This is a genomic window from Neoaquamicrobium sediminum (genome assembly GCF_013240295.1).
In the GTDB taxonomy this organism is placed as follows: domain Bacteria; phylum Pseudomonadota; class Alphaproteobacteria; order Rhizobiales; family Rhizobiaceae; genus Aerobium; species Aerobium sediminum.
In genome coordinates, this window is sequence record NZ_JABETK010000004.1 from 38,562 (window position 1) to 51,269 (window position 12,708).

The 12,708-nt window shown below is 63.3% G+C and carries 13 protein-coding genes; 10 read left to right on the plus strand and 3 right to left on the minus strand.

The features are described 5' to 3' along the window. Position 1: 1 nt before the first annotated feature. Positions 2 to 1,117 (minus strand): parallel beta-helix domain-containing protein, encoded by a 1,116-nt coding sequence (locus tag HK436_RS26105; RefSeq protein ID WP_206680592.1) that lies wholly within the window; start codon positions 1,115 to 1,117, stop codon positions 2 to 4. Between the two features lie 194 nt (positions 1,118 to 1,311). Here HK436_RS26105 and HK436_RS26110 point away from each other — a divergent pair, with 194 nt between their 5' ends. The 8 genes from HK436_RS26110 (at position 1,312) to HK436_RS26145 (ending at position 8,178) form a co-directional block, all read left to right on the plus strand. After that, positions 1,312 to 1,938: a TetR/AcrR family transcriptional regulator gene (locus tag HK436_RS26110; RefSeq protein WP_173194604.1), complete on the plus strand. Its 627-nt coding sequence runs from the start codon at positions 1,312 to 1,314 to the stop codon at positions 1,936 to 1,938. A gap of 91 nt (positions 1,939 to 2,029) precedes the next feature. After that, a complete protein-coding gene (locus HK436_RS26115; RefSeq protein WP_173194605.1) occupies positions 2,030 to 2,677 on the plus strand; it encodes a thiamine phosphate synthase in 648 nt (215 codons plus the stop codon). A 3-nt stretch (positions 2,678 to 2,680) separates the two neighbouring features. Beyond that, complete coding sequence (locus HK436_RS26120) at positions 2,681 to 3,640, plus strand: tetratricopeptide repeat protein (RefSeq protein ID WP_312860763.1); 960 nt, start codon at positions 2,681 to 2,683, stop codon at positions 3,638 to 3,640. A 119-nt stretch (positions 3,641 to 3,759) separates the two neighbouring features. Further along, on the plus strand, positions 3,760 to 4,323 hold the full coding sequence (efp, locus tag HK436_RS26125; RefSeq protein WP_173194606.1) for an elongation factor P: 564 nt from the start codon (positions 3,760 to 3,762) through the stop codon (positions 4,321 to 4,323). 31 nt (positions 4,324 to 4,354) lie between these two features. Beyond that, on the plus strand, positions 4,355 to 5,146 hold the full coding sequence (locus HK436_RS26130; protein ID WP_173194607.1) for an inositol monophosphatase family protein: 792 nt from the start codon (positions 4,355 to 4,357) through the stop codon (positions 5,144 to 5,146). 25 nt (positions 5,147 to 5,171) lie between these two features. Next, complete coding sequence (locus HK436_RS26135; protein ID WP_173194608.1) at positions 5,172 to 6,026, plus strand: GNAT family N-acetyltransferase; 855 nt, start codon at positions 5,172 to 5,174, stop codon at positions 6,024 to 6,026. 96 nt (positions 6,027 to 6,122) lie between these two features. Beyond that, on the plus strand, positions 6,123 to 7,148 hold the full coding sequence (locus tag HK436_RS26140; RefSeq protein WP_173194609.1) for a MotA/TolQ/ExbB proton channel family protein: 1,026 nt from the start codon (positions 6,123 to 6,125) through the stop codon (positions 7,146 to 7,148). 1 nt (position 7,149) lies between these two features. After that, positions 7,150 to 8,178 carry a peptidoglycan -binding protein gene (locus tag HK436_RS26145; protein WP_173194610.1) on the plus strand — a complete coding sequence of 343 codons (1,029 nt, stop codon included), beginning with the start codon at positions 7,150 to 7,152 and terminating at the stop codon, positions 8,176 to 8,178. On the opposite strand, the gene HK436_RS26150 is transcribed toward HK436_RS26145, so the two are convergent. Beyond that, positions 8,175 to 8,528 carry a DUF1304 domain-containing protein gene (locus HK436_RS26150; RefSeq protein ID WP_376769216.1) on the minus strand — a complete coding sequence of 118 codons (354 nt, stop codon included), beginning with the start codon at positions 8,526 to 8,528 and terminating at the stop codon, positions 8,175 to 8,177. The genes HK436_RS26145 and HK436_RS26150 overlap by 4 nt on opposite strands. A gap of 88 nt (positions 8,529 to 8,616) precedes the next feature. After that, positions 8,617 to 9,477 (minus strand): DMT family transporter, encoded by an 861-nt coding sequence (locus HK436_RS26155; protein ID WP_173194611.1) that lies wholly within the window; start codon positions 9,475 to 9,477, stop codon positions 8,617 to 8,619. Positions 9,478 to 9,628: 151 nt separating this feature from the next. On the opposite strand from HK436_RS26155, the gene HK436_RS26160 reads away from it, so the two are divergent. Together HK436_RS26160 and HK436_RS26165 are read left to right on the plus strand one after the other, a co-directional pair. Continuing rightward, positions 9,629 to 10,990, plus strand: a complete 1,362-nt coding sequence (locus HK436_RS26160) for an aminotransferase-like domain-containing protein (protein WP_173194832.1) — start codon at positions 9,629 to 9,631, stop codon at positions 10,988 to 10,990. Between the two features lie 78 nt (positions 10,991 to 11,068). After that, the gene (locus HK436_RS26165; RefSeq protein WP_173194612.1) at positions 11,069 to 12,553 is read left to right on the plus strand and encodes a carboxypeptidase M32; all 1,485 of its coding nucleotides are present in this window, start codon (positions 11,069 to 11,071) and stop codon (positions 12,551 to 12,553) included. Positions 12,554 to 12,708 lie beyond the last annotated feature (155 nt).

The following is a 12,708-nucleotide window of genomic DNA, read 5'->3' on the forward strand; positions in this document are numbered from 1 at the left end:
CTTACACGCCCTTGTCCTGCGGGAGCGTCACCGGCTCCGGCTCCGGCAGGGAGCCCTTGTAGCCGGCAATGTCCTTGTCCGGCCACCAGCCCCACGGCAGGAGCATCTGCGAGATCATCTTGAGATTGGCGAAGGTCGTGTCGTCCGCTTCGTCGATATAGATCCGGTCCGCAGCCGACACCCATGAGAAATATTCCGGGATCCGCGTCACCCCGTCCCAGACGATGTCCGGCACCGGCGTTCCGGAGACGTCGGAAATGATCTTGCCGACTTCGCCATCCGGCTCGCCGCCGCCCTCGCCATAGGTATTGCCGTGCACATAGACGCCGCGCGGCACGAACATGTAGGCGTCGTCTTCATAGTCGTTCGGGTAGGCCGCGATCAGCACATGGGTCGTGCCGTTGCGGTCGAACCGGTTGCCGAAGACGTGCACGTTGCGGTTGGCCATCACCATCACGCCCATGCCCTTTGGCACGATCCCGACGATGTTGCCTTCGGGCGCGAAATTGGGCGTGTCGTTGTCCATCACGTCGTTGTCGAAGACGCGTATGTCGTGCCCGCCCTGAACAGGCAGGTTCGGCAGGTCGAAAATGAGGATGCCGCCGGTGTTGTGGCGCGCGGTGTTTCCGTAGACGTCAGCCCTGTAGGAATTCTCGATCTCGATGCCCGCAACATTGTATTCGGCAACCGAGTTGCGAACGATGATGTCTTCGCTCTGTCCGACATAGATGCCGGCATCGGATGCGCCGCGAACCGTCACGCCCTCGATCAGCACGTTGCTGGAGGAAACGGGATAGACCCCATAGGCACCGTTTTCGGGCTTTGGTCCGCCCGTCCACTCGACGCGCAGGTTGCGAAAGGTGATCTGATCCGAGCCCTTCGACTTGACGCCGTCGCCCTTGGTGTCCTCGACAGCGAAGTCCTCCAGCACAACCCGGTCAGATGTTACCAGCAACCCCTCGCCAGCGCCGGCCTGCCCCTTGAATGAGAGGACTGTTCGGTTGGCGCCTTCGCCGCGAACCGTCACCTCGTCGACGTCGAGCGATAACCCATCGACCAGATCATAACGCCCCGCCGCAATGGTCACGGTATCGCCCGGTTCTGCCAGAATAAGCACTTCAATGAGCTCTTCATTTGCGTTCGGCCCAGGCATCACGCGGTGATCCGCAGCGTATGAAGCGAACGTAAGACAGGACAGTATCGCAGTTGCCGCAAGAGATTCTTTGACAAATCGCATGGCGCATCCTCCCCTTTACCATCACGATGATCGTACTATTGCATTAAGTCAATAAAGATGAAACGAATTCATATATGAAGGAAGACACCGCTCCGAAGGGTGCGCGGCCACGGCAGCAGCGGGCTATCGAGACCCGTGCAAGCCTGCTTTCGGCTGTGGAGACGATTGTCGCCCAAGAAGGCACTCAGGCGGTCACCACGACGCGTGTGGCCAGCGACACCGGCGTGGCCGTGGGCACGATCTATCGTTACTTCGCCGACCGCGACGCGATGCTGCTGGCAGCCTACGACACGACGGTCGCCAGGCTGATCGATACATGCCACGCAGCACTCGAGGATCTAGAGGATGGGACGCCGATCGAAGATGCGGCGCGGCATCTGCTTGGCGTTTACCTGGAAGCTGCGGAGGCTATGCCCGCGCATGCCGGGCTGCTTGCAACGATGCGTCTGCTGCGTCCGATCGAGGTTGATCGCACTTCAACCGGCGACCGTGTCATTACCGATCTTGTGGCCCCATTCTTCGAGCGTTTCTCGCGCGATACGGAAGTGAACCCCCTCCAGATGCAGCTTCTGGGTGCTGCACTTGGCACGATGGTGGACCTTTACCTCGTAGCGCCAACCCAGGCGGATCGGGCACTGGTGCGTGCCGAGACAGAGGCGTATCTGCTTTTCATGGTCGAGCGCATCGTCGAGGAGCGCTAGTTCGAACCGCCCCTGTTCAATCGGGCCGGGTTGTTCTATGCCGCATTCCAACCATGATCGCCCGCCATTGAGGCGCAATCGCAGGTATCCGATGAATCCGACAGAAGCACCCTCGCGTTGCCGTATAGTGCTCATCGCGCCGCCCCAAATTGAGGCAGGCCGGCTTATTGCTGCGCTTGACGGGGGCGATGTCGCATCCCTCATCCTGCCGGGCTGGGAAATGGACGACGATGCGTTCCAGCTTTACGCGGAACGCGTCGTGCCAGCCGCCCAGGAACACGGCGTTGCCGTGGTGATCGGCGAGAGCAGCCGTGTCGCCATGCGCACCGGCGCGGATGGCCTTCATGTCGAGACCGACCGGCGCGAACTTGAGGAAATCATCGCCAAGCATCAGGCCAAGCTGATGATCGGGACCGGCGGCGCCACAAATCGCGACGATGCGCTGGAACTTGGCGAGGCGCGGCCCGACTATCTCTTCTTCGGCCGGTTCGGCTACGACAACAAACCGGAGCCCCATCCGCGCAATCTGAAGCTCGGCCAATGGTGGGCGGAGATGGTGCAGGTCCCCTGCATTGTCGCCGGCGGCGTGGAGTTGGATAGTGCATTGACGGTCGCAGCCACCGGCGTCGAATTCGTAGCCCTGTCCGAGGCGATCTTTTCCGGCGACCGCGATCCCGACGAGAGCGTTGCCACGGTCAACGCCGCGTTGGACGCGCAGGCTCCACAGCTGGAGGGCTGAGTTGTGCGCAGGCCAGCCTTCATCCTGATTGCGGGCCTGTCGATGATCATGCCCGCTCTGGCCGAAACCACCGGCCCGGATGGCGGCAGGGTCACGACTCCAGCCCCGGAGGCAGTCGATCCCGACCGCTTTTCCGAGCGGCCGGCAGACGTCGCTTACGGCGCCTTCCAGCGGGGGCTCTATAAGACAGCACTCAATCTGGCGACGCCGCTCGCACTCGAGGGCAATCCGGCAGCGCAGACCCTCGTTGCCGAGATCTACTCGCGCGGGCTGGGCGTCCGGCAGGATGTCGTGACCGCGATGGAATGGTACGAGAAGGCTGCCGAGCAGAAGGTGCCCGAGGCGGTTTTCCAGCTCGCCATGATCCTGCTCGACGGCGGTGCGGAAATCGGCGATCCGGATCGTGCCTACACGCTTCTGAAGGAGGCTGCCGACGCGGGCAACAGGCTGGCTCAGTTCAATTTCGCGCAGATGACGAACAGCCGCGATCAGTCGCCGGAAGGCATGAAGACGGCTGCCGCCTATTACGAGAAAGCCGCCGAGGCCGGCCTTGCCGATGCCCAGTACGCCATGGCGCAGATTTACGAGCAGGGCTTCGGCGGCAAGCCGGTCGACATGAACGAGGCGCGGCGATGGCTGGAACTGGCGGCAGCGCAGAATTTCGATACCGCGCAGATCCAGCTCGGCACATGGCTGGTGGAAGGGATTGGAGGCGAGCGCGACCGGGAAGCCGGTTTTGCCTGGCTGCTGCGTGCGGCACGGGCCGGCAACCCCGCAGCCCAGAACCGCATCGCCAAGCTCTATCGCGCCGGCATCGGCGTCGAACCTGATCGGGTGACGGCCGCCGCATGGTATCTGCGCGCGCGGCGGGCGGGCCTAGTCGACATGGTCATGGAAGACCAGTTGAACGGCCTCACGGAAGATGAGATGCAGCTCGCCAGCAGGCGCGCCGCCGTACTCTGACGGAAGGCTCTCGCGAAAGCCGGCGCCGGCTCTCTTGCCTCTCCGGCCGTTTTGTGGTCTTGGAGCGCCGATAAGCGCGCCCCTTGCGGCGCGGCACGCACAAATTCCGGAACCACACAATGGCTAAGATCAACGGCAACGAAATCCGTCCCGGCAACGTCATCGAGCACGATGGCGGCCTGTGGGTGGCGGTCAAGACGAACGCGGTGAAGCCCGGCAAGGGCGGCGCCTACAACCAGGTCGAACTCAAGAACCTCATCAACGGCACCAAGCTGAACGAGCGCTTCCGCGCTGCGGAAACCGTCGAGAAGGTCCGCCTCGAGCAGAAGGATTTCACCTTTCTCTACGAACAGGGCGACGCGCTGGTGTTCATGGACGATGAGAGCTACGAGCAGCTCGAACTCGACAAGGAATTCGTCGGCGAGCGCGCGGCGTTCCTGCAGGACGGCATGAAGGTGACCGTCGAGCTTCACGAGGAGCGCCCGATCGGCATCTCCCTGCCCGACCAGGTGACGCTGACCATCACCGAGGCCGACCCTGTGGTGAAGGGCCAGACGGCCGCGTCCTCCTACAAGCCGGCAGTGCTGGAAAACGGCATTCGCGTCATGGTTCCGCCCTTCATCTCGTCCGGCGAGAAGATCATCATCGACACCAACGAGATTACCTACATCAGCCGCGCCTGAGCGGCTGACACCTGACCTTCGGAGACTGTAAATGGCGCGTTCGGCGATCATCAACGTCATGGTACAGGCTGCCATGAAGGCCGGCCGCTCGCTCGCGCGCGACTTCGGCGAGGTGCAGAACCTGCAGGTCTCGCTCAAGGGGCCTGGCGACTATGTCAGCCAGGCCGACCGCAAGGCCGAGGAGATCATCCACGCCGAGCTTTCCAAGGCCCGGCCCGGCTATGCCTTCCTGATGGAGGAACGCGGCGCGGTCGAGGGCGACGACGACCAGCATCGTTGGATCGTGGACCCGCTCGACGGCACCACGAACTTCCTGCACGGCATTCCGATCTTTTCGATCTCCATCGCGCTGGAGCGCCAGGGCCAGATCGTCGCCGGTGTCATCTACAATCCGGCGATGGACGAGCTCTATACCGCCGAGCGCGGTGGCGGCGCGTTCATGAACGATCGCAGGCTGCGCGTTGCGGCCCGCTCGAAGCTGTCCGACGCGGTGGTCGGCACCGGGATCCCCCATCTCGGCCGGGGTCACCACGGGCGCGCGCTCGTCGAGTTGAAGAACGTGATGGGCGAGACGGCCGGCATTCGCCGTCTGGGCTCGGCCGCACTCGATCTTGCCTACGTCGCGGCCGGCCGTATGGACGGCTTCTGGGAAAACTGGCTGGCGCCCTGGGACCTCGCCGCCGGCATTCTGATGGTGCGCGAGGCGGGCGGTTTTTGCTCCGACCGTGACGGCGGACAGGCGATGTTCGACAGCGGCACCATCGTCGCCGGCAACGAGGCGATACACAAAGCCCTGTTGAAGACGATCCAGCAGAAGAGCTGATCGACCAGAAGCGGGGGATGGCTGAATGGCGGCGAATGACACAACGCGCTCGCCGCACGCCACTCTCGACTGGCGCCCGCTCGACGGCCTCGGCTGGAACGAAATCGCCGAAGCTTTCCGGCTCTGCTACGATGGCTACCTGATCCCCATACGCATGACCGCGCCGCAGATGGCAGCGCGTTTCGCGGCCGAAGATCTCGACATGCAGGCAAGCGGCATCGCGTTCGCCAAAGGCGAGGTGGCCGCCATTGGCCTCGTTGCGCGGCGCGGTCGTTTATCACGTCTTGCCGCCTTCGGCGTCAGCACCGGCTTTCGCGGCAAGGGCGTGGCCTCACAGGTTCTGGACAGGCTCGTGCACGAGAGCACGGCGCGTAGCGATGCCCGCATGGAGCTTGAGGTGTTCGAGCATAACCATCCGGCGGTGAAGCTCTATGAACGTTTTGGTTTCGCTCGCATCGACAGGCTCGTCGGCTTCGAGAAGCCGGTGCCAAACGCACAGCTAGACCCAGCTACGCCGGAACTTTCCTCGCCCGACATCCTTGTAGAACTGATGCACGAGGAAAAGACCGACGACCTGCCCTGGCAACTGCAACCCGTTACCTTGGCCCGCCTTGAGGCGCCATGGCAGGTGATCTGCAACGGAGACGCCGTCGCGCTCGTCAATCTTTCCCAAGAGACCGCGATCGAGGTCAGGATGATCTATGTCCACCCTGGATCGAGACGGCAAGGGCACGCTCGCGCGCTTCTATCCATTATCGAAGGGCTGGCCGGCGAAAGGCCGATCCGCGTCCCGCAGCTCATTCCCGCGAGATATCAAGCCTTTGCAGAAGCGCTCGGTTTCACGCAGCTCGAGCACTACCAATTCAGAATGGCGCGATGATGCGCAACGCACCCAACACGTCACCTTTCAATTTAGTCATAATTCCGTTTAGAGTCGCCATCACCTTGATGCCGAAATCAATACAGAGGCGCGCCAATGGCATTTCTCAGAACCCTGGGAGCTGACGACGGTCTCAGCGAGGGCGCGGAATACGATCCGCGCAACCTGTCGAGCCCCCAGGTCTTCCTGCTGTCGATGCTCATATTCCTGGCCATCGTGGGCTTCGTCGCGGCCATCCTCTATCGCCAGATTTCGACCGCCTTCCAGACCAATCCTGGCCTCAACGGGCTGATCCTCGGCGTGCTGGTGGTCGGCATCCTGCTTGTCTTCGGGCAGGTATTCCGCCTCGTGCGCGAGGTTCGCTGGGTCAATTCCTTCAGGGCCGGCACGCAGGCGCGCGATCCTGTATTGCTGGCCCCCATGAAGGCACTACTGGGACGCTCGTCCACCATGACGTTGTCGACCAGTTCCATGAGGTCGATCCTCGATTCAATCGCCACGCGCCTCGACGAGAGCCGCGACATCTCGCGATACCTGACCGGCCTGCTGATTTTCCTCGGACTGCTTGGCACGTTCTGGGGCCTGCTGCAGACCATCGGCGCGATCGGCACCACCATCCAGACGCTCGATCCCGGCTCGGGCGACGTCAACGACGTGCTGGATACGCTGAAGGCGGGCCTTTCGGCGCCGCTTTCCGGCATGGGCACTGCGTTCTCGTCCTCGCTGTTCGGCCTTGCCGGCTCGCTGGTGTTGGGCTTTCTCGACCTTCAGGCAGGTCGCGCCCAGACGCGTTTCTACACGGAACTGGAAAACTGGCTGTCGTCGGTTACGGATGTCGGCTCGGACTTTGCCGTCGGCACGGATGCCGCAAACACGTCGGAAGAACTCAAGGCGTTGTCGGAGCGCCTGCGCACCATGCAGGAAGGCGACGGCACCTCCAATCCCCGCATCGCAGCCTCCATGGCCAGCCTTGCCGATGGTATCAGCGGTCTGGTCAAGAACATGCGTTCCGAGCAGCAACTGATGCGCGACTGGGTGGAGGCTCAAGCCAACGAGCAGAAGGCAATGCGCGTGACGCTCGACAAGCTCACCGACGCCATCCGCAAGCAGGAGAAGGGCTGAGATGGCGCTGGCGCGCAGGCGCAACAATCGCAGCGTCGATTACTGGCCGGGCTTCGTCGATGCCCTGTCGTCGCTGCTGCTTGCCATCATGTTCCTGCTGTCGGTCTTCGTACTGGCGCAGTTCCTGCTCAGCCAGGAGATCACCGGCCGCGATGCGGTACTCACCCGGCTGAACTCCCAAATCAATGAATTGACCCAGCTTCTCGCCCTCGAACAGTCGAATTCGCAGGATCTCGAGGACATGCTATCCAACATGCGTGCCTCGCTGTCACAAGCGGAAAGCGAGCGGTCGCGTCTCGAGCAGCTCTTGGCGACTGGAGCAGGCGCCGGTGCGGAAGCCGAGCAGCGCGCATCGCAGCTTTCGGGCGAGCTTGACGAGGAGCGCCAACTCAGCCAGCGCGCACTCAGCCAGGTCGAACTGCTGAACCAGCAGATAGCCGCATTGCGCAGCCAGATCGGCGCGCTTGAGGCCGCACTGGAGGTCTCGGAGGCGCGTGATCGCGAATCCAACACCAAGATCGCTGACCTTGGCCGCAGGCTCAACGTAGCGCTGGCCCAGCGCGTCCAGGAATTGAACCGCTATCGGTCCGACTTCTTCGGCCGTCTGCGTGAAATCCTGTCCGACCGCGAAGGCATCCGCGTCGTCGGCGACCGCTTCGTCTTCCAGTCCGAGGTGTTGTTCCCCTCCGGTTCGGAAGTGATCAATGACGCCGGCCGCGAGGAGATGGCAAAGCTGGCAGAAGCAATCCTCGAACTGCAGCGCGAGATCCCGCCGGAAATCAACTGGGTACTGCGCGTCGACGGCCACACCGACAACATCCCGCTATCGGGCACGGGCCGCTATCGCGACAATTGGGAGCTCTCAAGCGCCCGCGCCACGTCCGTGGTCAAGTTCCTGATCGAGAACGGGGTGCCGCCCGAGCGACTGGTCGCAGCCGGCTTCGGCGAATTCCAGCCGCTCGACCCGGCCGACACGCAGGAAGCGCGCGACCGCAATCGCCGTATCGAGCTGAAGCTGACCGAGCGCTAGATGCCGATCCACAATGCCAGAAGGGCCAGCGCTGCGGGCACCGCCTGAACGTAGAGTATCCTCATGCTGGCAGTCGCAGCGCCGTAGAGCCCCGCGACCAGCACGCAAAGCAGGAAGAATACCTTTACCCCGAGATCCCGCCTCGCCGAGCCAGAGCCCCCACGCGAGCCCCGCAACGAGGAAGCCGTTATAGAGCCCCTGGTTGGCAGCAAGTACTTTTGTCGATGCTGAAAACTCCGGCGTCGTGCCAAAGGCGGCACGGCCCGCGGCGTATCCCACAGCACCATTTCCAGCACGACGATGTAGACGTGGATCAGGGCGACCAGCCCGATGAGAATGGTGGCGATCATCGCGGTTTCCCTCTACTTGCCTCGACACCGCTGTTTCAGCACCGATCCAGTGCGATGCGCAAGCAGTTTGCTGCGATGGTTCCGAGCTTCAGGCGAACCGCTTCGCTCCCGCCACGCATAGAACCACGAGAGCCGTGACCGCGATCATGCTCCAGGCGACCGGTTCGCCAAGCAGCAGACCCGCCAGCGCCAGCCCGAAGAAGGGTTGCAGCAACTGAAGTTGACCGACGCCGGAAATACCGCCCAGCGCCAGCCCACGATACCAGAACACGAAGCCGACCAGCATGCTGAACACCGACACGTAGGCGAGCCCGATCCATGCCGGCATCTGCACATCGGCAAGCGTATCCGGCAACGTTGCCAGCGCAAGAACGGCCATCACCGGCAACGACAGCAGCAGGGCCCAGGAGATGACCTGCCAGCCACCCAGGCGGCGAGACAGGGTGGCGCCATCGGCGTAACCCAGCCCGCAAAGCAGGATGGCCCCGATCATCAGCAAGTCGCCCGTCAGGGAGCCGTTTCCGCTCTCGCTCAAGGCGAAGCCCGCCACCAGAGCGCTGCCGGCTATCGAAAACAGCCAGAAAGCCGGCTTCGGCCGCTCACCGCCGCGAAGGACGCCGAATATCGCGGTGCAAAGCGGCAGCAGGCCGATAAAGACGATCGAGCGCGCCGCGCTGATATGTTGCAATGCCAGCGCCGTCAGCAAGGGGAAGCCGACCACGACGCCGAGCGCAACGACGGCAAGAGAGCCCAGATCGCTTCGCGCCGGCCGCTTCTGCCGCAACGCGACCAGTAGCGCCATCCCGAGCAAGGCGGCGATCACCGCGCGCACCGACGTCAGGAACAGTGGCGAGAAGCCGCCGATCGCAACCCGCGTCGCCGGCAGCGATCCGCTGAAGATGATGACGCCCAGAAGCCCGCTGCCCCACCCCGCCGTTTCCGCTTTCATGATCCCTCCTGCAAAGCTGGGTTCGTAGCTGGCAAGGGCTGGCACGGACAGCGACAGTACGATACAATTTGGCAAAACTGTATGGTACCGATCGACAATACAATCGAGGCATCGCATCTTGCAGGATCGTCAGACGCGTACCGAGGAAGTAATGGAGGCGATCCGCGCCAGGGTCGCGCGCCGGGCGCTCGGCACCGGCGATCGCCTGCCCTCCATCCGCGCCTTTGCAGCCACGATGGCGGTGTCGCCGTCTACGGTTGTCGAAGCCTATGACCGCCTCGCCGCCGAGGGGCTTATCCGCGCCCGGCAGGGTTCAGGCTTCTACGTTGCCAGCGCGCCACCGCCGCTGACACTGACTGAAATCGGCCCGAAGCTCGACCGGGCGCTAGATCCATTCTGGGTTTCCCGCCAATCGCTGGATGCCACCCCCGCGGTCGCGAAGCCCGGCTGCGGCTGGCTGCCCGCCGACTGGATGCCCAACGACGCTATCCGGCGCGCCTTACGCAAGGTAGCGAGAACCGACGCTGCAATTCTTTCGGACTATGGCGCAACGCGCGGCCCCTTGGCCTTGCGACACCTGCTGGCCAGACAATTCGCGACGGAAGGTGTTGACGCAGGACCAGACGGTATCCTGCTGACGGGGTCGGGAACGCAGGCGATCGACTTGATCTGCCGCTTTCTCGTCAGGCCGGGCGAAATCGTGCTTGTCGATGATCCCTGCTATTTCAATTTCCAGGCCCTTCTGCGCGCCCACCAGGCGACAATTGTCGGCGTTCCCTACACGCCGAACGGCCCGGACATCGAGCGGTTCGCGGACGTGGTCGCGCAACATCGGCCGCGGCTCTACATCACCAATTCGGCACTGCATAACCCCACCGGGGCAACGCTGTCGCCGCAGGCCGCCCATCGCATCCTCAACATTGCGACCGAACAGGGCATGACGATCGTCGAAGACGACATCTTCGCCGATTTCGAGCCGGAACCGTCGGCGCGTCTCGCCACACTCGACGGCCTGTCATCTGTGATCCGCATCGGCAGTTTCTCCAAGACTCTCTCCGCATCCATCCGCTGCGGCTACATCGCCGCCCGCGGGGACTGGATCGACGCCTTGATCGATCTGCAGGTCGCCACGAGTTTCGGGGGCGTCAGTCCTGTCGCCGCCGAGCTGGTTTTCGCATCGTTGAGCGACGGCAGCTACCGCAAGCATCTGGAGGGTGTGCGGCGCAGGCTGAACCACGCCCGGCGCGACGTGGCGAACAAGCTGGAAAGGTTGGGTATTTCTCCCTGGATGATGCCGCGTGGGGGCTTCTACCTGTGGTGCAGCCTGCCCGACGGGTGCGATTCAGCCGAGATTGCACGCGCTGCGCTGAACGACGACGTGGTGCTGGCGCCAGGCAATGTCTTCAGTGTCTCGCAAAACGCCTCCCGCTACATGCGCTTCAACGTGGCTCAAATGGGCGAGCCGCAGATCTTCGAAGTGCTGGCACGGGCGCTGGCCGCCACCCCTGACTAGACTTCAGCGCTTTGCTGGCTCTTGCAAGCAGCTATGCCTTCGTGTCCCCTTCACCATCATCGCAATCGGGAAATCCGCATGTCCTTCCAGAAACTCGACGAACTGGGCCATCGGCTCGAAGCCCTCGGCCACGCCCTTGCCATCCTCGGCGCCGACGAGGCCACCCAGATGGCAGTCGGCGGTGGCGAGGCGCGCGCCGAGGCGATGGCCACGCTGGCCGGCATGCATCACCGCATGGCGACGGCGCCGGAAATTGCCGACTGGATCGAAGCGGCCCAAGACGAGGCGCTCAACGAGGATCAGGCGGCCGCACTGCGCGAGTTCAGGCGCCAGCATCTGAACCTGACCTGCCTGCCGCCGGAATTCGTCGAACGCCAGATGCGCACCCGCATGCGCTGCGAGCATCTCTGGCGCGACCTGCGTGCCCGCAACGATTGGGCCGGCTTCCAGCCGGCGCTCGGAGGTGTGGTCGACCTCGTGCGCGAGGAAGCGCAATTGCGTGCCGAAGCGTTGAAGCTAGACCCCTACGACGCGCTGATGGAACAATTCGACCCGGGCAACCGCGTCGCCGATGTCGGGCCGGTTCTGGAAGAGCTGAAGACGTTCCTCGTCGACTTCGTGCCGCGCGCCATCGACGTGCAAGAGAAGCGGTTGGCCAAGCGACCGCTGAAAGCGCTCTCCGGCACCTATCCCGTCGACAGGCAGCGCGAGCTGGGGCTGGCGCTGATGGCCGCTGTCGGCTTCGATGTCACGCATGGCAGCCTCTCGGTCTCGCACCACCCATTCTGCGGTGGCGTGCCCACGGACGTGCGCATCACCACGCGCTACCGCACGACCGAATTCCTGTCGGCGCTGATGGGCGTGCTGCACGAGACGGGCCATGCGCTCTACGAACAGGGCCTGCCGCGCGAGTGGGCACATTGGCCGCTTGGCAAGGCGCGCGGCATGGCGATCCACGAAAGCCAGAGCCTGTTCGTGGAAAAGCAGATCGGCCGCAATCCGGCCTTCTGGACTTGGGCACTGCCGATGGTCGAGCGCCATCTTGGCGAGGACTGGTCGCTGGACGACATCCTGCCGCACGTGCACCGGGTCGAGCGCGGGCTGATCCGTGTCGATGCCGACGAGGTCACCTATCCGCTGCACGTCATCCTGCGCTTCGAGCTGGAGCAGGATCTGGTTGCCGGCCGCCTCGAGGTTGCCGATCTACCGGAAGCCTGGGATGCGCGCATGCAGGCTTATCTCGGCCTTTCCACCATAGACAATCCCGCCGACGGCCCCATGCAGGATGTCCACTGGCCGTCCGGCGCATTCGGCTATTTCCCCTCCTATACGCTCGGCGCCATGATCGCCGCGCAGCAATGGACGGCTATCGAGCGCGAGCATCCCGACGTATCGGCAGACTTTGCCGAAGGGCGCTTCGATCGCGTCAACGATTGGCGACGCGAGCGTATCTGGTCGCAGGGTTCGCGCTGGTCGACGCCGGAATTGATCGAACGCGCCACCGGAGAACCGTTGAACGCGGACCATTTCCGCCGGCATCTCGAAGCCCGGTATGGCGGCTGAACAGAAAAAATCACGTTCAAAAAAATTCAACCATGCCGCGAAGTTATTGAATTTCCGAGGTTTCGTGAGCCGTCTCATCAATTCTGACCGCCTATGCTTACGTTAGGTAAGTTTGAACCGTCCAGACGGTACACCTATTCTTCGTCGTGGCCGGA

Coding starts and splice junctions, on each gene's coding strand:
- HK436_RS26150 (WP_376769216.1), bottom strand. CDS start 8,528: ATGATCGCCACCATTCTCATCGGGCTGGTCGCCCTGATCCACGTCTAC.
- HK436_RS26165 (WP_173194612.1), top strand. CDS start 11,069: ATGTCCTTCCAGAAACTCGACGAACTGGGCCATCGGCTCGAAGCCCTC.
- HK436_RS26160 (WP_173194832.1), top strand. CDS start 9,629: ATGGAGGCGATCCGCGCCAGGGTCGCGCGCCGGGCGCTCGGCACCGGC.
- HK436_RS26140 (WP_173194609.1), top strand. CDS start 6,123: ATGGCATTTCTCAGAACCCTGGGAGCTGACGACGGTCTCAGCGAGGGC.
- HK436_RS26135 (WP_173194608.1), top strand. CDS start 5,172: ATGGCGGCGAATGACACAACGCGCTCGCCGCACGCCACTCTCGACTGG.
- HK436_RS26155 (WP_173194611.1), bottom strand. CDS start 9,477: ATGAAAGCGGAAACGGCGGGGTGGGGCAGCGGGCTTCTGGGCGTCATC.
- efp (WP_173194606.1), top strand. CDS start 3,760: ATGGCTAAGATCAACGGCAACGAAATCCGTCCCGGCAACGTCATCGAG.
- HK436_RS26130 (WP_173194607.1), top strand. CDS start 4,355: ATGGCGCGTTCGGCGATCATCAACGTCATGGTACAGGCTGCCATGAAG.
- HK436_RS26110 (WP_173194604.1), top strand. CDS start 1,312: ATGAAGGAAGACACCGCTCCGAAGGGTGCGCGGCCACGGCAGCAGCGG.
- HK436_RS26115 (WP_173194605.1), top strand. CDS start 2,030: ATGAATCCGACAGAAGCACCCTCGCGTTGCCGTATAGTGCTCATCGCG.
- HK436_RS26145 (WP_173194610.1), top strand. CDS start 7,150: ATGGCGCTGGCGCGCAGGCGCAACAATCGCAGCGTCGATTACTGGCCG.